This window comes from Metallumcola ferriviriculae (genome assembly GCF_035573695.1).
Lineage (GTDB): Bacteria > Bacillota > JADQBR01 > JADQBR01 > JADQBR01 > Metallumcola > Metallumcola ferriviriculae.
In genome coordinates, this window is the sequence record NZ_CP121694.1 from 3,170,001 (window position 1) to 3,195,466 (window position 25,466).

18 protein-coding genes, 2 rRNA genes and 2 other annotated features (1 of these 22 only partly in view) are annotated in these 25,466 nt (G+C 46.5%); of the genes, 1 reads left to right on the forward strand and 19 read right to left on the reverse strand.

Annotated elements, in window-relative coordinates; all coding sequences use genetic code 11:
* The 5 genes from MFMK1_RS15670 to tyrS form a co-directional block, all read right to left on the reverse strand.
* Window positions 1–1,040, reverse strand: a 23S ribosomal RNA gene (locus MFMK1_RS15670) (it extends 2,466 nt beyond the left edge of the window).
* Between the two features lie 223 nt (window positions 1,041–1,263).
* Window positions 1,264–2,979: ribosomal RNA gene (locus MFMK1_RS15675) — 16S ribosomal RNA — on the reverse strand.
* The 16S and 23S rRNA genes sit together here, the layout of an rRNA operon.
* Before the next feature lie 185 nt (window positions 2,980–3,164).
* Window positions 3,165–3,287 (reverse strand): hypothetical protein, encoded by a 123-nt coding sequence (locus MFMK1_RS15680; protein ID WP_366922618.1) that lies wholly within the window; start codon window positions 3,285–3,287, stop codon window positions 3,165–3,167.
* Between the two features lie 279 nt (window positions 3,288–3,566).
* Window positions 3,567–4,256, reverse strand: a complete 690-nt coding sequence (yunB, locus tag MFMK1_RS15685; protein WP_366922619.1) for a sporulation protein YunB — start codon at window positions 4,254–4,256, stop codon at window positions 3,567–3,569.
* Between the two features lie 164 nt (window positions 4,257–4,420).
* Window positions 4,421–5,641 carry a tyrosine--tRNA ligase gene (gene tyrS, locus MFMK1_RS15690; protein WP_366922620.1) on the reverse strand — a complete coding sequence of 407 codons (1,221 nt, stop codon included), beginning with the start codon at window positions 5,639–5,641 and terminating at the stop codon, window positions 4,421–4,423.
* A gap of 66 nt (window positions 5,642–5,707) precedes the next feature.
* Window positions 5,708–5,893: a binding site (T-box leader), on the reverse strand.
* A 122-nt stretch (window positions 5,894–6,015) separates the two neighbouring features.
* On the opposite strand from tyrS, the gene MFMK1_RS15695 reads away from it, so the two are divergent.
* The gene (locus MFMK1_RS15695; RefSeq protein WP_366922621.1) at window positions 6,016–8,847 is read left to right on the forward strand and encodes a transglycosylase domain-containing protein; all 2,832 of its coding nucleotides are present in this window, start codon (window positions 6,016–6,018) and stop codon (window positions 8,845–8,847) included.
* Between the two features lie 138 nt (window positions 8,848–8,985).
* Here MFMK1_RS15695 and MFMK1_RS15700 read toward each other — a convergent pair whose 3' ends face one another.
* The 14 genes from MFMK1_RS15700 to rpmI form a co-directional block, all read right to left on the reverse strand.
* Entirely contained in the window at window positions 8,986–9,924 is a 939-nt protein-coding gene (locus tag MFMK1_RS15700; protein WP_366922622.1) for an AIR synthase related protein, read from the reverse strand.
* Window positions 9,925–10,104: 180 nt separating this feature from the next.
* On the reverse strand, window positions 10,105–12,474 hold the full coding sequence (locus MFMK1_RS15705) for an endonuclease MutS2 (RefSeq protein WP_366922623.1): 2,370 nt from the start codon (window positions 12,472–12,474) through the stop codon (window positions 10,105–10,107).
* 35 nt (window positions 12,475–12,509) lie between these two features.
* A complete protein-coding gene (locus MFMK1_RS15710; RefSeq protein WP_366922624.1) occupies window positions 12,510–15,014 on the reverse strand; it encodes a U32 family peptidase in 2,505 nt (834 codons plus the stop codon).
* 126 nt (window positions 15,015–15,140) lie between these two features.
* Entirely contained in the window at window positions 15,141–16,094 is a 954-nt protein-coding gene (locus tag MFMK1_RS15715) for an NGG1p interacting factor NIF3 (protein ID WP_366922625.1), read from the reverse strand.
* A gap of 1 nt (window position 16,095) precedes the next feature.
* A complete protein-coding gene (locus tag MFMK1_RS15720) occupies window positions 16,096–16,995 on the reverse strand; it encodes an alkaline phosphatase family protein (RefSeq protein ID WP_366922626.1) in 900 nt (299 codons plus the stop codon).
* Between the two features lie 10 nt (window positions 16,996–17,005).
* Window positions 17,006–17,587 carry a DNA-3-methyladenine glycosylase gene (locus tag MFMK1_RS15725; RefSeq protein ID WP_366922627.1) on the reverse strand — a complete coding sequence of 194 codons (582 nt, stop codon included), beginning with the start codon at window positions 17,585–17,587 and terminating at the stop codon, window positions 17,006–17,008.
* 57 nt (window positions 17,588–17,644) lie between these two features.
* Complete coding sequence (gene polX / locus MFMK1_RS15730; RefSeq protein ID WP_366922628.1) at window positions 17,645–19,360, reverse strand: DNA polymerase/3'-5' exonuclease PolX; 1,716 nt, start codon at window positions 19,358–19,360, stop codon at window positions 17,645–17,647.
* Between the two features lie 103 nt (window positions 19,361–19,463).
* Window positions 19,464–19,718, reverse strand: coding sequence for a cell division protein ZapA (locus tag MFMK1_RS15735; RefSeq protein ID WP_366922629.1), 255 nt, complete (start codon window positions 19,716–19,718; stop codon window positions 19,464–19,466).
* A 63-nt stretch (window positions 19,719–19,781) separates the two neighbouring features.
* On the reverse strand, window positions 19,782–22,217 hold the full coding sequence (pheT, locus tag MFMK1_RS15740) for a phenylalanine--tRNA ligase subunit beta (RefSeq protein WP_366922630.1): 2,436 nt from the start codon (window positions 22,215–22,217) through the stop codon (window positions 19,782–19,784).
* Between the two features lie 13 nt (window positions 22,218–22,230).
* Window positions 22,231–23,253: a phenylalanine--tRNA ligase subunit alpha gene (gene pheS, locus MFMK1_RS15745; RefSeq protein WP_366922631.1), complete on the reverse strand. Its 1,023-nt coding sequence runs from the start codon at window positions 23,251–23,253 to the stop codon at window positions 22,231–22,233.
* Between the two features lie 226 nt (window positions 23,254–23,479).
* Window positions 23,480–23,731: a binding site (T-box leader), on the reverse strand.
* A 29-nt stretch (window positions 23,732–23,760) separates the two neighbouring features.
* Window positions 23,761–23,853, reverse strand: a complete 93-nt coding sequence (locus MFMK1_RS15750; protein ID WP_366922632.1) for a YqzL family protein — start codon at window positions 23,851–23,853, stop codon at window positions 23,761–23,763.
* Window positions 23,854–23,909: 56 nt separating this feature from the next.
* Window positions 23,910–24,707 carry a TrmH family RNA methyltransferase gene (locus MFMK1_RS15755; protein ID WP_366922633.1) on the reverse strand — a complete coding sequence of 266 codons (798 nt, stop codon included), beginning with the start codon at window positions 24,705–24,707 and terminating at the stop codon, window positions 23,910–23,912.
* 189 nt (window positions 24,708–24,896) lie between these two features.
* The gene (gene rplT / locus MFMK1_RS15760; RefSeq protein WP_366922634.1) at window positions 24,897–25,256 is read right to left on the reverse strand and encodes a 50S ribosomal protein L20; all 360 of its coding nucleotides are present in this window, start codon (window positions 25,254–25,256) and stop codon (window positions 24,897–24,899) included.
* A gap of 14 nt (window positions 25,257–25,270) precedes the next feature.
* Entirely contained in the window at window positions 25,271–25,465 is a 195-nt protein-coding gene (gene rpmI, locus MFMK1_RS15765) for a 50S ribosomal protein L35 (RefSeq protein WP_366922635.1), read from the reverse strand.
* Between the last annotated feature and the right edge of the window lies 1 nt (window position 25,466).

Consider the following 25,466-nt stretch of genomic DNA (forward strand, 5'->3'; position numbering starts at 1 on the left):
TTCAGTGCTCTACCTCCACAAATCTAACCAGAGGCTAGCCCTAAAGCTATTTCGGGGAGAACCAGCTATCTCCGGGTTCGATTGGCATTTCACCCCTACCCACAGGTCATCCACCAACTTTTCAACGTTGGTTGGTTCGGGCCTCCACGAAACATTACTTCCGCTTCACCCTGCCCATGGGTAGATCACCCGGTTTCGGGTCTACGTCAATAGACTAATTCGCCCTATTCAGACTCGCTTTCGCTTCGGCTCCGTACCTTATGGTACTTAACCTCGCCTATTAACGTAACTCGCTGGCCCGTTCTACAAAAAGTACGCCATCACACTTTTAACGTGCTCTGACTGCTTGTAAGCATACGGTTTCAGGTTCTATTTCACTCCCCTCCCGGGGTGCTTTTCACCTTTCCCTCACGGTACTCTTCTCTATCGGTCGCTAAGGAGTATTTAGCCTTGGGGGGTGGTCCCCCCGGATTCCCACGAGGTTTCACGTGTCTCGTGGTACTTGGGATGCTCTCTCACATTCAAAAACTTTCGCCTACAGGACTATTACCTCCTATGGTGGGCCTTTCCAGACCTCTTCGGCTAGTTCTTTCCTGCTAAATGAGAGTCCCGCAACCCCCGTTGGGATGTGAGAAGTGGGATGTTGGAGGTGCGATTATTCTGCAGTCCTTTTTGACCCTTTTAGGGCCTTCTCTTTTGGGCCTTTTGACCCCAAAGATCTGCAAAAGCTCTCACTTCTCGCTTCTCACCTCTCACCTCCCAACGGGTTTAGGCTGTTTCCCGTTCGCTCGCCGCTACTAGGAAAATCGAGTTTTCTTTCTCTTCCTCGGGGTACTTAGATGTTTCAGTTCCCCCGGTTCGCCCCGCTATGCCTATATATTCAGCATAGGGTGACAGAGGTTTGCTCTGCCGGGTTTCCCCATTCGGACATCTCCGGATCTACACTCGCTTGCAGCTCCCCGGAGCTTTTCGCAGCTTACCACGTCCTTCTTCGCCTCTTAGCGCCTAGGCATCCACCGTATGCCCTTCGTAGCTTGACCTTCTTACTTTACTTCTTCGCCTTAGGTTTTTGGATCCTAAAACAACTCAATTCTTACTCAATGAATTGTTTCTTTTCCTTTACTGTGCAGTTTTCAAAGAACTTTTCTTCCCTTTGTTAAAAGAAACTTCTTGACTCTTAATTCAAGAAGTCCTTCAAAACTAAACAGCGGATTTTCTCTCTTAAAGCCTAAATCGACCTAGGAGTATTTCTTTTCTCCTTAGAAAGGAGGTGATCCAGCCGCACCTTCCGATACGGCTACCTTGTTACGACTTCACCCCAATCACTAGCCCCACCTTCGGCGGCTCCATCCTTCTCGAAGTTCGAGGTCCGACTTTCGAGGTGCGATTTCTCCTGTCTTCCTTTAGGGTCTCTTGGGTCTTCTCTTGCTTTTTTCTTTTCTTTATCCTTGACCCTCAAGACCAGCTTGAACTCGCACTTCTCACTTCGAACTTCCAACTTCGAGAAGGTTAGGTCACCGACTTCGGGTGTTGCCAGCTTTCGTGGTGTGACGGGCGGTGTGTACAAGGCCCGGGAACGTATTCACCGCAGTATGCTGACCTGCGATTACTAGCGATTCCGACTTCATGCAGGCGAGTTTCAGCCTGCAATCCGAACTAAGAACTGCTTTTTGGGATTGGCTCCACCTCGCGGCTTCGCTACCCTCTGTACAGTCCATTGTAGCACGTGTGTAGCCCAGGACATAAGGGGCATGATGATTTGACGTCATCCCCACCTTCCTCCGGTTTGTCACCGGCAGTCTACTTAGAGTGCCCAACTTAATGATGGCAACTAAGTACAGGGGTTGCGCTCGTTGCGGGACTTAACCCAACATCTCACGACACGAGCTGACGACAACCATGCACCACCTGTCTCTCCGTCCCCGAAGGGAACTCCCTATCTCTAGGGATAGCGGAGGATGTCAAGCCCTGGTAAGGTTCTTCGCGTTGCGTCGAATTAAACCACATGCTCCACCGCTTGTGCGGGCCCCCGTCAATTCCTTTGAGTTTCAGTCTTGCGACCGTACTCCCCAGGCGGGGTACTTAATGCGTTAGCTGCGGCACTGAAGGGGTCGATACCTCCAACACCTAGTACCCATCGTTTACGGCGTGGACTACCAGGGTATCTAATCCTGTTCGCTCCCCACGCTTTCGCGCCTCAGCGTCAGGGTCAGGCCAGCAAGTCGCCTTCGCCACTGGTGTTCCTCCTAATATCTACGCATTTCACCGCTACACTAGGAATTCCACTTGCCTCTCCTGCCCTCAAGCCAACCAGTTTCCAGTGCCAATCCTGGGTTGAGCCCAGGTATTTCACACTAGACTTGATCGGCCGCCTACACGCCCTTTACGCCCAGTAATTCCGGACAACGCTTGCCCCCTACGTGTTACCGCGGCTGCTGGCACGTAGTTAGCCGGGGCTTCCTCCTCGGGTACCGTCACCTTACACGCTATTGACGTGCAAGACTTCTTCCCCAATGACAGAGCTTTACGACCCGAAGGCCTTCGTCGCTCACGCGGCGTTGCTGCGTCAGGGTTTCCCCCATTGCGCAATATTCCCCACTGCTGCCTCCCGTAGGAGTCTGGGCCGTGTCTCAGTCCCAGTGTGGCCGTTCACCCTCTCAGGCCGGCTATCCATCGTCGCCTTGGTAGGCCGTTACCCTGCCAACTAGCTAATGGAACGCGGGCTCATCCTTTAGCGGGAGCACTAAGGCCTCCTTTACTCAAAATATCATGCGATATCTTGAATGTATCCGGTATTAGCAGCTGTTTCCACCTGTTATCCCGGTCTAAAGGGCAGATTGCCCACGCGTTACTCACCCGTCCGCCACTATCCGTCCCCGTAAGTCTACCGAAGTGTCTTTACGGTTAGAACCGTTCGACTTGCATGTGTTAAGCACGCCGCCAGCGTTCGTCCTGAGCCAGGATCAAACTCTCCTGTTAATTATCTTAAGCTCATTTGAGCTTAATTATCTTAACTTGAAGTTCTCTCCGGCTCCTCTTTGCTTTATTTTCTTACAAAAAGGGTCCGCTTAAATCTTTTGCCTCGGTACTTCAAACGCTTATCACGCTTGGTTGCCGCTGCTTTAAAATTTAGGCTTTAAAACTTTCTTTCCGCTGTTCAGTTTTCAAAGACCTCTCTCGCCGCCGCTTTCGGCGACAAATACTATCTTATCATATTTCTTCCCGCGTTTCAACTGATATTTTCTACCTCGTCTCTCCGCTTCTTCCGCCGCCTCTAAAAGCGACAAAATCTATCCTATCATCTCTCGCCTTACTTTACAACTGGTAGTTTTTGGTCAGTTGCTCTGTTGCGAGAAGGTCACTTGTAGAAGCGACGCTTTGAAATATAGCATATTTTATTAGTCGTTGTCAAGTAAAGCCCTGAATTTATTTCAATGATCGTCATAAATACTGTTTCCCTAATTATATATTGCAATTTTAGTAGAAAATATACAAATCCGGGTGAAAATTTCCCCGGATTTATTTAATCACATTTAGTTTATAGATAACTCCCTATTAAAACTTGATTATCTGTCAGAAATACCAAATAACGAACTGTCCTTGCCCAAATCTAACTTTAAGTAAGTCTCCGGCACATCACCAACGATTACAGTATCAGCAACGGGCACCTGTGCATTTACCGTTATTTCAGAGTTTAATAAGGGTATGATCACGCGTATATCACTGCTCACATTTAAATATATTTTATGCCGAGTCTGGTTAATACCGGCGTCTTCAAATTTATCCTGCACCTTGACCTCCACCGTACCAACAGGAAGCAGCCACAGATTTATACTCGGCCCGTAATTTGCTAACAGGTTACTGCCGGTTATCTGCCCTATCGGTATTTGGATTTTTTGGTTGCGTAACTTTTTTAACTCCTCTTGTATTTTTAAAGTAGCCTTGGTGTTGATCTTATTTAACTGCAGCAGGTTTTGCTGCATATATAATATGTTGCCTTTTTCGTCTTTTTCGATATGCACTAGTTTAGCATAGTCCATGTCTTCAACGACAGCAGACAATATTGCTTCATTTATAGCCTCAGTTGCCCGCCAATTAGCCTCTGCTTCGGCAAAGGCTGTTATGGTGGGAGCAAGTAAGAATTCCAATATAAAAAACGCAGCAAGCAAGGATGCTAAAAAAATCACTAACCAACGAGGCTTCCTTGGCCTATGGTTGCGTTTACGCTTGATGCTCACTTTTCTCCGCCCGAGCATGCACAATCACCTCTCAACTGTAATATATGTAGAAAGTGTTGAAAGGTGAATAGTTTCTGTTAGTCAATGCCTTTTTTACAAAAAGTCAACTCATGCGTCACATGGTACTACAGTCGTTGACTTTTTAAATGATTAGTTTTTCTGCCTAATCGTTCAAGCCAATATTAAGCCAGGCGTAATCGGGCGAAGCGGCGCTTACCCACACGCAGCACCATGCCATCTGCAACCTTCAACTGGTAATCCACGTCCTCAATCTTTTCGTCATCCACTTTCACTGCGCCCTGCTTAAGCATCCGGCGAGCTTCACTGGTGCTGGATGTAAGGTCACAATACACTATAAGCTTAGGCAGCAAAATCTCTCCGTCTTCCAAAACTTCTGAAGTTATCTGCACTTCAGGCATATCATCAGGGAGGTCCCCTTTTTGAAACACTTTTTCGAACTCTTCCTGAGCCTGATCTGCTGCCTCTTCACCGTAATACTGTTTGACTAGCTGCCAAGCTAACTGCATTTTATAATTTCTGGGATTGGCTCCCTGCTCCATATCATCTTTAATTCTTTCAATGTCTTCAAGCGACACTGAAGTAACCAATTCAAAGTATCTGACAATCAAATCATCCGTCAAAGACATAGTTTTACCGTAAATTTCTTTGGGAGCTTCATTAATACCTATGTAGTTACCCAAGCTCTTACTCATCTTTTGCACACCATCTAATCCTTCAAGGATAGGCATGGTAAGCGCCACTTGGGGCTCTTGTCCGTATTCTTTCTGTAATGTTCGGCCCATGAGCAGGTTGAATTTCTGGTCGGTCCCCCCTAGCTCTACATCTGCCTCTAAAGCAATAGAATCATACCCCTGCATTAATGGATAAAAAAACTCATGAATGCTGATGGGCCGGTTTGATTTATATCGTTTGGAAAAGTCATCTCGTTCCAGCATCCTGGCTACAGTTATCTTAGCCGATAGCTCGATGATATCCTGAAACTTCAGTGCTGCCAACCATTCGCTGTTAAAAACCACTCTGGTTTTTTCCGGGTCAAGCACCTTGAAAATCTGTTCCTTGTAAGTTTCCGCGTTAGCAAGCACTTCTTGCTCAGTAAGCTGTTTACGAGTATCAGATTTGCCGGTAGGGTCACCAATTCGGCCGGTAAAATCCCCAATAATAATAATCACCTGGTGCCCCAAGTCCTGAAATTGGCGCAGTTTCTGCAATACCACAGTGTGCCCCAAGTGGATATCCGGAGCAGTGGGATCCAAACCCAATTTAACCTTTAAAGGTTTGTTAGCGCTAATTGCCTTTTCCAATTTTTTCGTTAACTCTTCTTCCGGAATGATTTCCTCCACACCGCGTTTTAGCACCGCCAGCTGTGTCTGCGCATCCTTCATGAATTACCAGCTCCTTTACAAATAGTTTCCCATAAACTCATAAAAATACAAAAAACACTTGTCCACTTTAGGGACGAAGTGTTCCGCGGTACCACCCTAATTGCTGCCATAGGCAGCCACTTTCCACCCGTTAAGGGGGGCCACCCTGTAAGCTCCGAGTGTAATTTCACCTAAAACCTTGACCGGTTTGCAGCAACCACCGGCTCTCTGAATTCAAGATTTTTAGGGTATTGTACCCATCTCCTCACTTACTCACGATATTTTATCACGACTAAAGCTGGAAGTTCAAGCAGTTTTTGTCGTTTTACTAGGAAATCCTTTGTGTTATAATGTTTGGGAAGTGATGTGAGAAATTCCTTTCAAGGAGGCCGCTCATGGCTAAAAAGACAAAAAAGCAAAAACGTAAACTTAATATATTTAGAGTCTTCGTGCTGGTGTTTTTGTTGGTTACCTTTATTGTAGGTGGTGCCGGTGTTGGGTTCGTAATGGGAGTTATTCGTAATCTTCCCGATTACAAACCTCAAGAAGGACCCGATTGGAATTTAACCACCTTCGTATTCGATAGTCAGGCTGCTAAAGTTGCCGAACTTCACGGCAGTGAAAATCGTGTCCCCGTCAATTTCGAGCGAATTCCCCAAGATTTAAAGGATGCCTTTGTAGCGATTGAAGATAATGCCTTCTATGACCACTTTGGTGTCAACCCAATGGCCATAGCCAGAGCTTTATGGGTCAATATGCAGAAGGGTTATAAAGCCCAGGGCGGCAGCACCATTACCCAACAATTAGCTAAAAACGCCTTTCTCAAGAACCCGAAAAAAACATACAAAAGGAAAATACAAGAAGCTCTCTTAGCTATCCAACTAGAAAGAACTTATACTAAAGATGAAATTTTTAATTTTTATTTAAATACTATTTATTTTGGTCACGGTGCTAATGGCGTACAAGCTGCCGCCCAAACCTATTTCGGTAAAAACATTGAGGATCTAACTTTGGCTGAAAGTGCACTGTTGGCAGGTGTTGCTAACGTTCCCGGCCGGTATTCTCCCTTTATCAACATGGAGGAAGCAAAAAACCGCCGCGCCATCGTGCTCAACGAAATGGTTGAACTTGATATGATTAGTAACCAGGACTCAGAGCAAGCCAAAAAAGAACCAATTAAGCTGGCTGATTTACAACAAAAAAGAACTTATAAGTATCCTTATTTTATGGACCACGTCATTGCTGAAGCAGAACGTCTGCTTAAAGAGAATGGTGTGGAAGAAATGCAGCTTTATACCGGCGGTTTAAAAATATATACTACTTTAAATACTGATATCCAAGAAAAAATCGAGGAAGTATACAAAAACCGGGATAATTTCCCGCAAGTGAATACCGAAGAGCCGGTACAAAGTGCCATGGCACTTGTCGACCCCCATACCGGCGCTGTTCAAGGCCTAATAGGCGGGCGGGAACATGTAACTAAAAGAGGACTTAATAGAGCAACACAGCTTAAGCGTCAGCCTGGCTCTTCCATTAAACCCGTAGCAGTATATGCACCGGCTTTGGAAAGTGGTCTTTCCCCGGCGACCGTTGTTGACGATGTCCCGGTAAGCTATCCAATTCCCAATCAGGAAAACTACGAACCAGGAAATTATGACGGTCGTTACCGTGGTTTAATAACCATGCGTGAAGCGGTGCGGTGGTCCGTAAACATTCCTGCTGTCAAATTCCTAGATCAAATTGGTGTAACGACCGGCTACGACTTTGCCAAAGATCTTGGCCTACCGCTTTTAAAAACTGACCGAAATCTCAGCTTGGCACTGGGTGGTTTAACTAAAGGCGTATCGCCTTTAGATATGGCCTCTGCCTATGGCGCATTTGCCAACAAAGGAGTATATATAAAGCCTTACGCAATTACAATGATTACTGACAGCGATGGAAATGTCCTGGTGGAAAATAAGCCGCAGAAGCGCATTGCCATGTCTGAGTCAACTGCATACTTAATGAGCAATATCTTAACAACTGTAGTTAAAGATGCCCAAGGCCGGACAGGTACCGGATGGCGAGCTGCTATCCCCGGTTGGCCGGTAGCGGGTAAGACCGGTACCACTCAATTGACCGGCAGTGAATTTAGAAATGTCGCCGGCAACAAAGATGCCTGGTTCGCCGGCTTCACTCCAGAGCTGGCCGCAGTAGTATGGCTGGGTTATGATGTGACCGATAAGGACCATTATCTCAAGCAGGTTTACGGCGGAAAATATCCGGCATTGATTTGGAAAGCTGTAATGGAAGCTGCCTTGAAGGATGTCGAACCCAAACCATTTGAAAAACCGGGAAACATTATTCAGGTTGCGGTAGATAGTAAATCCGGCCTTTTACCCAGCGAATTAACCCCGGACAAATTTATCCGGACAGAACTGTTTGCCAGAGGAACAGAACCGCAGAAAGTATCTGATACTTGGGTGGAAGCGGAAGTCTGTGCCGAATCCGGCAAACTGCCCTCGCCGTTTTGTCCTGATGTTATAACAGGAGTATTCCTCAAACGGCCCATTCCATACACCGGTAATAAGAAAGTAGAGGATGCTGAGTTACAGGTGCCCACTGAAGTGTGCGATGTGCACACTAATTCCACAACGGTTTTACTGAGCACCTGTGATGACCCGCGCCACGAAGGTAAAATGGTATTGGCTAATATTCCTGCTCCGGGGCAGGAAGGGGGTTGCCCTGAAGAACTTATAGTCCAACGAGTATTTTCCCCGGGGACCGCTCCTAACAACTACTGTGATATACCGGAACATCAGTTATCCGGTTCAGCGGTCGGTCGACCTCGCCCGGTACCCGGAAACAACGATACCTATCCCGGTAGGGCGGATGATAATAGCCAAGGTAAGGAAAACGATCAACCGACACAAGTACCACCTGCAGAACCAACACTCTTTGGCAGTAGTGCCAAAAGTGAAGACGCCCCAAACGGAGTAAACGTCTCATTGGAATGGAAGGTGGAATCAGATGAAATTTCTGCCGGCCAAGACGTGGTATATTCCATTGAACGGTGGACCGACTCCAGCAGTAACAAATATAACATCGCTCTTACCACGGAAACTAATTGGATTGATGAAAAAGTGTCTTCGTCAGATGTATATTATTACCGCGTGACTACGATTGATGTAAATACTAGTCTTACTTCAAAATCAAACATCATTAAAATACATGTGCAAAATAACTAGTCTAAAAAACACCCAACATTGTTGGGTGTTTTTTAGACCAAGCAGCCACGTCATTGCCTAGTCAGAAAGTATAAGTTCTGGGAGACATAAGTTCAACTAGGCTTCCGCCTACGTCCCAAAGACTTGCACTTGGGGGATTTAATTATCGGCGTCATTAAGCGTTTCCTGGATAAGAATTCGCCGACCGTTAGCAGTATTCAGCCATACTGGTCCTTTAATCCCGGTATCGGTGATACTACCAATGGCATGAGCCCCAGCACTTGGGGGATATTCTGATAGCAGTTCAATGACATCCGTCGCGCAATCCCCACCAACTACCAGAAGTAATAAATTGTCACACGCTAAATTAAACGGGTCAGTTTGAAACCCCTTTAAACCGGCAAAGTTTTGGCGGCAAACTTCCGCCCGCGGCTCAACCAAGCTGATTTCGGCGGGCACCCGTGCTGCTATTTCGCTTACTGCACCAGCTATCCCCCTTCGTCTCGGCATGCAGATGAGGCGTACCCCGCCTAGTGTTAAAACTTCCTGAATCACATCAGTAAAAACTTCAGGCCCTGAACTATCAACCAATGTACTATCCTCCGCGAACCTGCTGCAGAGAATAAGAATATCACCCCGTTTAACACGATCACTTCCCAAAGTCAACTCCGCTGGCAAAAAACCAATGCCTGCGGTGGAAACAAAAATACCATCCATGTCGTTATTTTTTTCAGTGGTGGCAGTTATCAGCACATTTTCCCGGGCTGCCACTTTTTTAAAAGCTGCCAGCAACTTTTCCAAGAAACCTTGGGAAGTTCCCTTTGATGCTACCACGGACAAATTTAACGCCATAGGGAGAGCGCCGGTAACTGCAATGCTGTTTAAAATTCCACATGCAACCTGATGACCAAAATCCCCCGCAGAAAGATTATCTCCACCGCTCCGCGCCGTTTCTGTCTGAAAAACCAGTTTCCCCCCGGCAACACTAAATAAATCCGGTCTAGTTAGACCATGTATATCCTGCCTGTGAAAAGGGTCAAACAACATATTATTATGTACTGACTCCATCGTACCCGCTTCCTCTTCAAATCCACCCACTTTGGCTGCCTCCCACCAAGATAGTTAATCTTACGCAGTTGTCTTCATGCGCACTATTTAATATCTCCATGCGGCCGCTTATTAATAACAAATCAGATAGAAAACTTCTAAGGCCCGGAGATAAATCCCGGGCCTTAATGCGGCATCTGACACGCAGGGGTTGATTTTAAAGTTCTGCGATTAGCGGTTTAGTTTTACTTCGGTGGCGCCGCTGCCACCTTGACGCGCGTCCGCCAAAAAGAACTCCGCTACTTGAGGATGATTTTTAAGCAGCCCCTTTAATGCACTACGCAAGGCACCGGTACCTTTACCGTGGATCAAACGTACCTGATTGAGACCGGCTAAAACCGCATCATCCAGATATTTATCCACCCTTTCCTTTGCTTCGTCAGCCATCAGGCCTCTTAAGTCCAATTCAGGGGCAATGTGGAAACTTTTATCGGACACCAGCTTAACAACGCCGTCCCTATTTTGCTGACCTTGTTCAGAGGTCTCCAACAGCCGAATTTCTGACTTTTTTACTTTAATCTTCATGATACCTGCCTGAATCTGTACTTCATCCTGATTGTCAGGCCCTTCTATTATAAAGCCATTTTGTGCGAGTTTCGGAATATGCACTTCCATACCAGGTGAAATCTGTTTTGGTGCCTTACCAGGTGTCTTGAATCGGTATTTTTCCTTTTGTTCTTCCAGTTCTCGTTCCCGCTCGGCTAGGCCCTTACGCGCCTTTTGCGCCGCTTCAACATTAGCCTGCTCCATCTGCCTGCTGAATTGTTCCCTAATTTTTTTCAACATATCATCTGCTTCTTTATTTGCTTCCTTAATTATCTGTGCAGCCTCATCGTGGGCATCACGCATAATCCTGGTCTGTTGATTGTCCCATTCCAACTCTTTCTCCTTAAGTTGGGATCGGGCAGCAGCTAAATGTCTGCGAATACTTTCCGCTTCCTGTCTTTCCTTGGCGCTGGCCTTTTGGTTTTCTTCCAACCCTTGAATAAGGTCAGCCACTTTTACCTCTTCACCTGTGAGAAACTGTCTGGCTCGACCAACCAAGTCTTCCGGCAGCCCTAACCGGGATGCAATTTCAAATGCATTGCTACCGCCGGGCACACCAATCATCAAACGATATGTTGGCCTAAGGGTCTTTACGTCAAACTCTACTGAAGCATTCTCTACCCCGTCGGTGCTATAAGCATATGCCTTTAATTCGCTGTAATGGGTGGTAGCCACAGTCTTAACTCCCCGCTGATGGAGATACTCTAAAATTGACATGGCCAAAGCGGACCCTTCGGTAGGATCGGTACCGGCCCCCAATTCATCTAACAATACCAAGCTCCGTCCACCCGCCTGCCCTACTATATCAATGATATTTGTCATATGAGAAGAAAAGGTGCTGAGAGACTGTTCAATACTTTGCTCATCGCCAATGTCCGCAAAAATATTTTGGAAAATTGAAATTTCAGTACCATCCTGGGCAGGCAGGTGTAAACCGCACTGGGCCATTAAGACAAATAATCCCACCGTCTTAAGAGTGACGGTTTTCCCCCCGGTATTTGGTCCGGTTATAACCAAAGTGTCAAAATCAAAGCCAAGGTTTATTGTTACCGGTACAACTTTCCCTTCTATTAAGGGGTGTCGACCCAGAATTATATGCACCTTTCCTTGGTTGTTAAGACCCGGGGCACCTCCATCCATCAGTTCGCTGAGACGCCCTTTAGCAAATATCAAGTCCAAACACGCCGCAGCTTCCTGAGAAACGTTTAATTCGGCAGCAAAGGTAGCTACTCGTTCGGTAAGCCGACGTAGTATGTCCTCTACTTCCTTCTGCTCAGCTGCTTCTGTCTGACGCAGCTGATTATTAATCTCAACCACCGACATGGGCTCCACAAATAAGGTCGCCCCACTGGCAGACTGATCATGTACTAGGCCGGGGAACTGGGGTTTGTATTCTTGTTTTACGGGTACTACATAACGTCCATTTCTAATGGTCACTATGGGGTCCTGCAGTAGTTTTTGCGTACCCGGCGAACGAATTATTTCGTTAAGCTTATCTTTGACACGGGCCTGATATGTTCTCGCTTTCTGGCGTAGACTATACAATCTTTCTGAAGCCCTGTCCGCTACTTCACCTTCATCAGTAATACTTTTTGCAAGAATACTTGCCAGAGTGCTAATAGGCACAATCTGCTGGGCCAGGTCTTTTATTAAAGGTAAATCTTGTTCTAATGCCAAACAAAACTCCCGTAAGCGTTTGGTGCCGCGCAAAAAGTCGCCAACCGCGAGCAGGTCCTCCGCCGGTAACACAGCCCCTTTCTGACAGCGCTGCAGTGCAGTGCGGATATCTTTAATTCCTCCAAACGGTGCAGCACCTTTAAGCCGCAAGATATCTCGAGCCTCACTGGTCTCGGTAATTCGCTTTTTCACCAGAGTCAAATTCTCCGCAGGTTTTACCGCCGCAGCCAATTCTTTACCATAATTGGTGGCACAACATTGGGCCAGTTTTGCCATGATTTTATCCAATTCAAGTTTCTTTATAGTTCGGTCGTTCATAACATTCACTCCAAGTTTTCATATCGCCGGCACAATTATATCACACCGCGGTAGTAATGTCCCTTGGTAAACCCTTGGTCACTTGCCTTCTCCAAGGCATCTTTTAGTTGTTCCCCGTCCGCCTGGTCATCCAATACCTGCCGGTAGGCCTTAACTAACCTAACTACCTCACCTGCTTCTTTTTCCCGAGCAAGAATACGCAGCCATTGAACACCCAGCTGCTGAAAACGATGTAAGTCATCTAAGACACATAGCTCCTTCGGATTATGAATATGCATCCGGCAAAACTGGTCTGTTTCCACAGGGAATATCATTTGCATCCGGTCCTTTAATCCCACTCGCTGGTTCTTACAGGGCTGGCTGCATTTATTCGATCCAGCCTTACCACCCATGAGAGCACCTAATGCACAATGTTCGGAAATCATCAAGGGTATCCTCCCGTGTACCAAACACTCTGCCGGTAGGTCAACCCTCATATTTTCTAATTGCCGAAAAGTTAATTCGGGAGACAAAGTGACCTGCGATAAGCCCCATTCTTTTAACAAGTCAGTACTAAAACTGTTAAAGGCATTAAGGGTATAATCGCCAACCAACGGCAAACTTGTCACAGCTTTCGCCAAAGCTATACTCCCCTTGTTACCCACCAGCAGACCATCGGGGTGCCATTCTTCAACCCGCCGGAGGTAATTGCTGATAGTTTGTTCCTGGCCCTCGAACCACAGACGCGGCAGGGCAATCAAAATATTGCACCCGACTTCTTTGGCCATTTTCACTGCCTCTTCCTGCTGCTTTAAAGTAAAGGCAGGGCGTCCGTGAAAGTGTTCGCCCCCAATAATGATACGATCAGCGCCAGCACTTATTGCTGCCTTAGCAGCGTCCAATGACCCTACCTGTACTGCTAGTTTTGGCATATCAGCAACTTTTCGGGATTTGCTTTGTGCGGATTTTTGGAACTCGTGAACTCTTTTCTCAAATATATTGGCTCGAAGATGGGGATTTGCCATAATCTTTCTTGAGCGCCTTTTCAGTTCTTCCACGGCTCGTTGGCGCAGCTTATTGATTTCACTCAACGGATACATTACTTCCCCTCGGATTTCCGCCTCCAGCTCCGCCAATTTGTACGGCGTATTGCCTAAGCGAGAAAGCTGTTCCCGCAGTACCTTCTCAGTAAGAGGTCTTTTACGCGCTGCTTCGCCGATAAATTCACCGCTCACTTCGATGTCTATCCCCTTTTCATCCTTTATAGTCAATGTCATGGGGCTGCCGACGGCAGCCGTAACTCTAAAATAAAGTTTGTTTACTCTTTCTTCCCTGGGAGATGTATATGAACGTTTTGCTTTTTCCATCAATTGAGCATCATAAGTCTTAAAAACCCGATCACCTGCCCTGCCGGCATTTAACTCTAGCAGGACAGTTTCACCCGCAGCCGTGGAGGTAACCTGAGTCCCGTCCCGCAGCATAATATTCCTAATGGTTGTTCCTTCACGTCCCCTAGGTATCCAAACCTCCACACCATCACCTACCGATAAAGGAAGATCCGAGGTCAGCCGAACCCTTCCCTGACTAATCTCCTCAATCCTGCCCAAAAACAGACCACGGTTATTTGGACGATGGTAGCTCATAATGTCCCGGCCCGGGTTTGTATGATAGTAACCGGTAGTAAAGTCACGATTAAATACTTGGCCCATTTCGCGCTGTTCGCCGGGTGCAAGCTCGAAAGTCTCGGGACTTTCTAAGGAACGGTTAAGTGCCTGCCGGTAATTTCTCACTACCACTGCTACATATTCCGGCCGTTTCATCCTACCTTCTATTTTTAAAGCACTAATGCCGGCCTCCACCAATTGGGGCAGCAAGGCCAGGGTATTTAAATCCCTGGGGCTGAGCAGATGATCCCCTTCAGTTTCAACGTTTAGTGGCGTCCCATCCTGTTCCACCAAAGTATATTTAAGCCGACACGGCTGTGCACAGCGTCCCCTGTTGCCGCTGCGTCCGCCAATCATACTACTCATCAAACACTGTCCCGAGTAGCTGATACATAGCGCCCCATGGATAAAGGTTTCAACTTCCACACCGGTGCGCCGAACAATTTTAGCAGTGTCTTCCAATGAAACCTCCCTGGCCAATACCACCCGGTGGATACCAGCCTGTGACACCATCTCAACACCCCTAGAATTATGAACTGTCATTTGGGTGCTTGCATGAAGTTCAAGTTCCGGAAGCACCGTATTAATCGCAAGAAGCAGCCCCATATCTTGTATAATTACCGCATCCACACCGGCATTATAAAGCCAATAAAGATATTCTACGGCACCCTCCAATTCTTGGTCATCCAATAAAGTATTAACGGCAACATAAATTTTGACATCGCGAGAGTGTGCATACTCAATAGCGGCCTGCATTTCCTCACGGTCAAAATTAGCCGCATACTGCCGAGCACTAAAATCTTTGCCACCCAGGTATACTGCATCAGCGCCGTTTTCCACTGCCGCCTTTAATGCTTCAAATGAACCCGCGGGAGCGAGTAGTTCCGGTTGCATCATTCATCTTCCTTCCTTAGTATAGATATGGTAAAAAGAGACGTGCCGAAAAGACACGTCTTATTGATGTAACTATTTATCTTCATGGTCTTAACCTTTCACGGCAAGAGTTTTCCCACTCAAATGCAATTATCCCCTCGTCACCCGAGTAAGCCCGGAGCAGGTAATTATTTCAATTCCCTTAGCTGCCAACGAATCAAGAAATAAATTCATGCCCAAAGAATCACTGGCTATGTGTCCGGCAATAACTACATTGAGGTGATTTTTCTCCGCTTCCTTTCGATGTTTTTCTCCCATGTGCATCCCCACAATAGTGCCCACCCCTGCTTGGGCGAGTTTTTCGTAGGCATCTTCAGAGCCACCGGTACCTCCAGTCATATCTACAAATATTTTACCTGCACGCCTGTCACTGCTGCCTAAAATGATAGTAGGGCCAGCGTTAATTTCCATTGCCTTCTGATATTCCGGAACTCCTTTGAGACCAGTTACCACATCACCCACAGTTTCTGGTTTTTTATCATTGAACAAATCATCTAGAAATTTGCTTACTAAGTTATCCGCCGGCGTATGTACACACATTAAAGGAATGTCAAAAATCTTCGCCGCATCTACGGTACGATTGTGATTAACCGGCATCAACCCCCGTTTAACCTCTCCTATCCGTCTGCTTAGTATTCCCTCGGCAACATTAATGGGGACACCTAAAATATGTAATATATCTTCCTGTAAATGCATTACCTCATGCAGTGCTGCCAGTGCCTTTCCTTCAGGGTGGTGGGCCATAATAAGGTCTATCGGCGTCCCTTTTTCCCGCAGCCTGTCCGCCATAAGTACTTCAGCAGCCTCAATATCGATTCCGGCCAAAATGGTATTAACCTTCCGGCCACTGTCACCGTAGAGAATCCGGGTGTCATTAAATGGGTTACTGAGGTTTTCCTGGTCAAATGCCGCCTTGTCCTCTTCCTTTAAATCCCGATATTTTTTCTCCTGCCTCGCTAACATTTCTTTAATTCCTTTTTCACCGCGATAATCTGCGGCGATGCCCTCATTAATTGCTAATTGATAAATTTCTCCCAGCTGCATGTCAATCATCCTCCCTAATAATTTTTTCTATCTCGGACGCAATGCCTGATATATCTTTAATGCCTAGCAGCAGTTCATGATTCCGGCCAATACCAATCAGAGGAACCATATTCCTAGTGTGCCCTTTTATAGTAAAATCTTCGATATTCCCATGATCGCTAGTTAATATAACCAGGGTAGAATCTAGATCAATCCCATTCACCACAGCCGCGATAAATTCGTCGAGTGTCTGCCAAATTTCCTGTACCCGGTTCCAGTCATCCTTGTGGCCGGCAATATCAGTCTGGAAATATTCAAACACGGTAAAGTCAAATCCTTGACTGATACGTACCAAATTGCGCCCAGCAGCGGTAGGCGATACTAACGGCTCTACATACCCATAATTGCATAAAAGTTGGTTGGTAATATCCTGATAGACCGCATTACCACATTTAAGGTCATTCATTGTCCGCAGTTTTAGGCCTGCTGCTTGCGCGGCATGGGTGGAAACTGAAATGTGACCACTGCCATGCGTAAAAAAAGCTGGGCGGTAAGCGTTGGCAAAGGTTACCGCTTTACCGTACCCCTGTAATTTTAGATAAATATTATCGCGGCTGATAATCCTCTTTAACTTAGCATTTGGTAAACCGTTTAAATGATAACCCAACTCTGCCGGAGCATTAACCCCGGTCCAAATTGCGGCCTGTCCTGTGGCACTTTGAGGTATGCCCTCGACCCCCAACGCAGCATCTATCCCTTTTATCGTCAGCTGCCCGCCAGAGATGGGCATTACTTCCCGATAAAGCTTATGCCCACCCATTAGATGGTTTAAAAAAGGCGTATTTGCTTCACAATAGGGATTGGCCTCACTACTATTATCACCCAAACCTAGCCCATCAATAAACAATAAGATAACTTTCATCTATTTCTCCTCACCGAACCGATACATGTTGATTACCGGCTAAATAAAATCGCAGCGGCTTTTCCACAGCTTTGCTAATACCTATTCTGGTAGTAACGACGACATCCGCTCTCTTTATAGTAATTCCTTCACTTACAAAAAGCTGCTCAGACTGGAGATTGCAGCCATTAATGCCCAAGTTAAATGCCATGGCCTGGGCCAATTTGCCCGGACCGCTGCAAAGCTGCCTCAGCGCAGGTATACCTCGGCGCCTTTGCATAATATCTACACCCTGACGAGGCTCCAAAGCACGAATTAATACCGCGGTAGGAAACCTTTCGAGGTCAGTGGTTATGTTAAAGCAGTGATGAATTCCATAAATCAAATAAACATAGGCATGACCGGCCGGGCCGAACATGGCAGCGTTGCGCTTAGTCTTTCCCCGGGCAGAATGACTTGCATCATCCCCCGGCCCCAAATAAGCTTCAGCTTCCACTATTAAACCCGAGGTAGTCCCCTGCTCTGTTTCATGAAATAATTCTTTGCCCAATAATTCGCGTGCCACTATATCTGCTGGGCGTTGGTAAAACTCCTTGGGAAGCTTAGCAGACATCAAATAATCACTCCAAATATCCCACTTAGTAATTCAATGTACCACTGCTTAATTCCTTTATTTTCCTCCCTTTAACCAAGCGGACACCTTTTTTCTGTCCCAGGCATTTACCACATCCCCAGCTTCCAACCATCCTCTTCTGGCAGTTATGACACCGTAGGCCATTTCACCCAGCCGTACGATATCATGAGCATCGGTATTAATAACTATCGGTATACCCATATCTTTAGCCAAACGCACATGTTCATCGCGTAAGTCCAACCGGTCAGGAGAAGAATTTATCTCCACACCTTTTCCCTCATCCTTCGCAGCTTCCAAAACCGCATTGATATTTACCGCATATCCCGGTCTTCTGCCCAGCAACCTTCCCGTAGGATGTGCCAGCAGATTTACCCAGGGATTAGATAATGCCTTAATAATACGCTTAGTCATCTGATCTTCTTCCATCCGAAACCTACTGTGTACAGAAGCAATCACTATGTCCATTTCCCGCAGCATTTCGTCAGGATAATCCAGGCTTCCGTCTGTTAGAATGTCCGCCTCCACACCGGCAAAAATCCTAAACGGAGCCAATCTCTGATTTAGTTCGTCGATTTCTCGCCTCTGCTCTCTTAATCGTTCAATACTCAGCCCACCGGCGATTTTTAAGGAACGGGAATGATCTGTAATTGCCATATATTGGTATCCCCGTTGTTTAGCTGCCTGGGCCATTTCTTCGAGAGTATTGACCCCATCGCTCCAGCGGGTATGAAGGTGTAAATCACCCTTAATATCATTTAAAGTCACAAGTTCTGGTAAGCTGCCACTTGCAGCAGCTTCCACCTCGCCCCCATCCTCCCTTAGTTCAGGTGGTATATATTGCAGTCCCAGCCGCTGGTAAATTTCCTTTTCGCTGTCCACAGCAATAAGCTCAGCATCTTCCCATACACCATATTCATTTATTTTCAGGCACATTTCTTTAGCAATATGCCTTAATCTTACATTATGTTCCTTTGAACCGGTAAAATGGTGTTTGGCCGTAACAAATTGTTTATCGGTCACTAACCTGAAATCCACCTGAATGCCCAGCCAAGTACGCACGCTCACTTTAGTCTCACCCAGAGCCAGCACCTCCCTCACTTGAGGGTGCCTAGCGAGAATTTCTCCGACCTTTATGGGCTGGTCAGTGGCGATGATAATGTCCACATCTCCAACCATATCCTTTCCACGACGCACGCTGCCGGCAATTTCCAAGCGATTTATTTCTTTAATCTCTTTCATCCCTTTGACTATTTCTTCCGCCACAGATTTAGCCACACCCAGGGGAGTTTCGCCGCTTCCCCGTCGTAATAAGTCTATGCCCCTAAGGATGCTTAATTCAGTCTTACTGCCCATACCCGATAATTTCCTGATCTTTCTTTCTTGAACCAGCTTTTGCAAATCATCTAAACTATCGGGCGCTAACTCTTTATAAATCAGTTTGGCGGATTTCACGCCCACATTAGGTATGCGTACCATCTCTCTGAGAATTTCCGGTACATTGCGCCGTAATTCTAAGTAATATTCACATTGCCCTGTCTCTAAAAGTTCTTTAATTTTAGCCTCAATATTACTGCCGATTCCCGGTACTTCACGCAGGCGACCTTCCTGGTAAAGCATTGTTAGGTCCTCATTAAGACGTCGAACCACTCTGGCGGCCTTTTGATAAGCCCGTACTTTAAATACATTATCCTGGCCGATTTCCAGCAAACCGGCAATATCATTCAGCACCCAAGCTACTTCCAAATTGGTCATTTCACCCATCCTTTACCAAAACAGTCCTATGGTAGTATTCCCGCAAATAATACCGTCCTATTAAAAGAACAAAAAAGATAAAGCGCCGGTGGGCGCTTTATCTTTAGTTTCTGCCTTCCCTCACCATCTTTAAGAGTTCAGCATGTTTTTGTCTCAGTTTTTCAAGTTCATCCGCCAGGTTTAAGGCAGTTAACACCGCTATCTGCCCAGTTTGCAGTGTACTTTTCTCCCCGATTTGGGTCATCATTCTATCGATCCTTGCCGCCAGAGTTTCAATGTACTCCGCCGTCTCTTCACCCCGCACCACATACTCCTGACCGTGAATTTTTACCGCAACCCTACTTTTATTTTGAGACATTTGCCACTCTCCCGGCTAAGCTTCTATACCAAATATTTCTCTACTTACGACAAATTTCCTTCTTTAGCGCAGCTGAGCGTCAAATTTCTTCCGTAATGTTTCTTGAATGCGCTGATGGTGTTGGGATACCTCTTCGTCCGTAAGGGTCCGATCATCTGCCTGGTATTTCATAGAGTAAGCCAGGCTCTGGTAACCTTCGGCTATTTGTTTGCCGGTGTAGACATCAAAGAGATAAGCTTTTTTTAGCAAGTTACCTCCAGCTTCCATAATTGCCGCATCTACTTCCGCCACTTGATAATTCTCGGGAATTACCACAGCCATATCCCTCACCATAGCCGGGAATTTAGGCAGTGCTTGGTAGGTGGGAACCAAATTGACATAATCGATTAACCCGCTCAAATACAGTTCCACCACCGCAGCCCGCTGCTGCAGACCATAATTATCAAGTACATTAGGATGGACCTCGCCAAGATAGCCAATTATACTGCCGCCGGAATTACCACCGCCAACCATAATTTCGGCGCTGCGTCCCGGGTGGAGTGAAGGATAGCGGTCAGTATTTTGAAACCAATATTCTTTAACTCCCAATTGCTGAAGGATTTCTTCCACGATACCCTTGGCATAAAAGAAATCCATTTGTTCCGGTTTGCTCATCCAACCCCGGGCAGCCTCGCCGCTGACCACAACCCCTATATGCTGTCTCTCATCAGGCAAAGGTGTATCTGCCGCTTGAAAAACACTGCCTATTTCAAACAAGGCCAAGTCCGTCTGCCTGCGTTTAAAGTTCTTTGATGCTGTTTCCAATAATCCCGGCAGCAAGGTGGTACGCATCACACTTTGTTCCTCGCTGAGGGGATTTTGTACGACGACATTCTTCCGCCAATTGTGCTCAGCCGACACCATCAATCGATCCATGGATTTAGGACTGATGAAGCTATAAGTTATAATTTCGTTTAGCCCACAGCCGAGAACCGTCTCTGTGACTTTCTTACGCAGTTTTTGCTCCGGCGTGAAGTCCTCTACTTCGGCTCGTCCACCGGCAGAGTTAGTTTTAATATTGTCATAACCATAAAGTCGGGCTATCTCTTCCACCAAATCGATCTCAGCGGTCAAATCGCCCCGATAAGAAGGCACCCGTATCTCCAATAACGCCCCTTCTAATTGCTTAACTTCCAAAGAAAGTGAGGCCAACATTTCCTGCATACGGCCGCCGGATATATCGGTACCCAACAATTGATTGACACGATCGCAACTCATCTGGATAACCGTTGGGGACCATGGCCGCGGGTAGGCATCAACACTGCCCGGTACCACTTTCCCTCCTGATACTTGCATCAACAGCTGTGCCGCCCGATCCGCAGCCATAGCAGAAGCTTCCTTATCAATTCCTTTTTCAAATCTACTTGATGATTCCGAGCGGAGCCCCAGTTTACGCGAGGTACGTCTGATGGAAATCCCCTCAAAATATGCTGACTCCAATAATATTGTTTGAGTCTTCGCAGTAACCTCAGTTTCCAAACCGCCCATAACCCCAGCAACGGCCACTGGCCGCCGCGCATCGGCAATAACGAGCATGTCAGCGTCCAATTCGTATTGATCTTCGTCCAGTGTGGTAATCTTTTCGCCTTGAACCGCCTTACGCACCACAATTCTATGCTCTTCCAGCTTGTCATAATCAAAAGCATGCATGGGCTGGCCCAGTTCCATCATGATATAGTTAGTGACATCCACTACATTATTAATCGGCCTGACCCCAGCAGCGTTCAGTCGATGCTGCATCCACAAAGGTGAGGGACTGATGGTAACATCGGTAATCACCCTTGCAACATAGCGCTGGCACAAATCTTGAGCATCTATACGCACTTTGGCCCACTCATCGGCCGGTGCTAGTGAAGCTTCATCAACTTGAAAATTAGGAAGCTTTATGGCCCCACCGGTAATTGCGGCCACTTCCCGGGCCACATTAAGCATAGACATGCAGTCAGCCCGATTTGGAGTCAGATCCAACACCAAAATATAGTCGTCCAATCCCAATACACTCTTAATATCCTCACCCACCGGCACATCATCAGGCAGGATGATGATCCCTTCTCTCTGCTCCTCCGGGAAGTTTTTCGGGTCCAAGCCCAGTTCTTTAGCAGAACACATCATACCGGCGGAACTCTCCCCGCGAAGCTTTGCCTTTTTTATCTTCGTTCCGCCGGGCAGCACTGCCCCTACCAAAGCCACCGCTACCTTTGCGTCCTCCTGAACATTGGGCGCACCGGTGACAATCTGCACACTCTCTTTTCCCACATCAACCTGACACACCACAAGTTTATCGGCATTAGGGTGAGAAGTTATCTTTGTTATATGACCCACTACCACATTGTCAATGCCCTCGCCGGAATAATCAACTGCATCCACAGCAATTCCTGCTAATGTCAGCTGGTGCGCTAACTCTTTTGGAGATAAGTTTATATCAACGTATTCCTGTAACCAGTTATATGAAACTTGCATGCCAATATCCTCCTTAGAACTGCTGCAAAAAACGCAGATCGTTATCAAATAGTACCCGCAGGTCATCGATGTCATACTTCAGCATGGCGATACGTTCGACACCTATACCGAAGGCAAAGCCGGTCACTTCCTGGGGGTCATAGCCAGACATTTCCAATACTTTAGGATGTACAAGCCCTGAACCAAGGATTTCCAGCCAGCCGGTATTGCTGCAAGCACGGCAGCCCGACCCGCCGCATACACCGCAGGATATATCCATTTCGGCACTAGGCTCGGTAAAGGGAAAGTAGCTGGGGCGCAGTCTGATACGTCGGTCCTGGCCAAACATTCGTTTAACAAAAGTAAGCAAGGTCCCTTTTAAATCACCAAACGTGACATTCTTATCGATAAGCAGGCCTTCAACCTGGTGGAACATAGGTGAATGAGTAGCATCATCGTCCCGGCGATAGACTTTCCCCGGTGCAATAATTTTAATGGGCAGTTGCGGATGCTTCTTCTCCATGGTCCTTACCTGTACCGGTGAGGTATGAGTACGCAGCAGCACTTCTTCCGTTATGTAAAAAGAATCCTGCATATCCCTGGCCGGGTGGTCTTTGGGGATATTTAATGCTTCAAAATTGTAGTAGTCCAGTTCAATTTCCGACCCCTCAGCAATAGTAAAACCCATATTACGGAAAATATCCTCAATCTCGTCCAAAACTTGGTAGAGCGGGTGCCGTGTACCCGAGTTAAACTTACGCCCAGGCAGGGTGACATCTATTTCTTCGGCCTTAAGCTTTTCCTGCTGGGCGGCTTTCTCCAGGTCCTCGCCCTTGCTGCGCAGTGCCGCTTCTAACTGCTCTTTCACCTGATTAGCCAGCTGTCCAATAACCGGTCTCTCCTCAGGACTAAGCTTGCCCATACCGCGTAAAACCTGGGTAAGTTCACCTTTTTTGCCCAAATACTTTACCCGCAGCTGTTCTAGCTGCTCCAAGTCAGCTATCAATTTGAGCTCATTGACCGCTGCCAACCGCATCTGTTCTAACTGTTCTCGCATACTCTAACCTCCACATTCAAGATATCAAACAAAAGCATTTCATGCCTTTCGGCACTTAAAGGTAATGCTTTTGTTTTTACCCAGGGAACCCCTGGTTCCCTAGGTCGCTTCGCTGTGACCCTCCTGCATTTAACATAAGGGGGCATGCCCCCTTAATAACCCCCATGTATAGGAAATTATCCACAACCCATAATTTCCTATACATAAACAAAAAAAGCTTAAGTCCATCAGGGACGAAAGCTCCTTCTTCCGCGGTACCACCCTAGTTAACCACTAGTGGTTCAATCTCTTTTACGATACGCATGATATCGTCTTCCATATAACGGCGGAAGATCCGACCCGGCCTACTAAGATATATTTTCAACCGGCTACTCCTGGGCGAACTTCGCTTACCTACTCTCAAAGAGGCTTCCAGTCTTTGGCCTCTTATCCCTGGGGAGAAGCTTTGTAAGTTACTTTTCCCAATCATCGCCTTTATTACATATAAAATTAGTGGCAGTTAAAAAATTAATGCACTGCCAGTTTGCGATAAATCATGTAAGCTTTAATCGAGCCAGTCAGCTCAAAAACACGCCAAAAAAACTCTGCAGGTAGCATCATTTACCACCCTTTCTAACGGTTGGCCTTTCTACCTGAGTAGATTATACCATAGGGTTTCAACCATTGGCAAGTGTGACACGGCGCTGTCTGACCCCTTCATAAAGAATAATACTACCGGCCACCGCCGCGTTCAGCGATTCCATTTCACCGGCCATTGGTATCTTTACCACTTTATCTGCCAGTGCCACGGTTCTAGTGTCATTGCCGCGGCTTTCATTGCCAACTGTTAATGCAAAATCCCTGCTAATATCAATTTCGTAGCAGCTATCCCGGGCAGAAACATCGGCTATTATTAAATCCAGCCCCTGCTTCTTTACCCATTCCGCTGTTTCCAGTTCTGTAACACCCTGAATTAACGCAATTCGAAAAATTGCTCCCATAGTGGCGCGAACCACCTTGTCATTAAAAAGATCTACCGTACCCTTGGTGGCAATAACCCCGGCGCATCCGGCAGCAGCAGCAGTCCTAATCAGGGTGCCCATGTTGCCGGGGTCCTGCAACCCTGCCGCAATTAAAACATTTCCGCCCGAATAACGGAAATTAGTCAGGTTAACCTCAGGCTTTTGCACAACCGCCATTACACCTTGAGGCGATTCAGTGGCAGCTAAATCATTAAAAAGTACATCCGGTACCACCAATAAGGAGGTCTCTTCCTGCAGCTTTTCCTGCCACATCTCTCTTTCCGCAAATTTCTCAGAAAGAATTAGATGTTTAACTTTACCATAATTAATCGCCTCTTTGGTTAGGTTGACACCCTCCACTAGAAAAAGACCTTGTTTGTATCGTTCCTTCCGTAAACGCAGCGAACGGATGAGCTTTATTTTACTATTTTGTGTTGATTGTATATGCTGCATCGTAAGCACAGCCCCTTTATTCTTTCCGGCTTAATCTTGTAATAATACCCCTTTAGCTGATAATTCAACCAATAAGAATATCTTCTTCCGGATAATGCTAGCTTGCCCCGGGTTTGCTTTCCCTTAAAATTCCACGGCCATTAAAAAGGACCCCAAAACATATTTAGGGCCCTGACAATTAATGTTCTGTTATGCCTGAAGTCTTTCTTTTGCCACATTAGCCAATTGAGCAAACGCTTCTTGATCATGAATAGCAAGCTCCGCCAGCATTTTACGATTAATTTCTACACCTGCTTGCTTTAGACCGTTGATAAATCTGCTGTAGGACAAACCATTCATCCTGGCAGCTGCATTAATTCTGGCAATCCAAAGCTTACGGAAATCACCTTTACGTTTACGCCGGTCTGCATATGCATTTGCCAGCGCCCGCATTACCGCTTGGTTAGCCGGTCTAAAGATTTTTGATTTCATGCCAAAGTAACCCTTGGCCAATTTAAGAACTTTTTTATGACGTCTTCTGGCTGTTACGCCTCTTTTAACCCGAGCCATGACTAAACCTCCCCTTAATTAGGTAACAATTTTTTCATTCTTTTCTGATCGGCATCACTAAGCACACCGGATTTTCTCAAATTACGTTTTCTTTTAGGACTCTTCTTTTCCAAGATATGGTTTGTGAAAGCCTTGGAACGTTTAATTTTCCCGGTAGCAGTCTTTTTAAACCTTTTAGCTGCACCTCGGTGAGTTTTCATTTTCGGCATG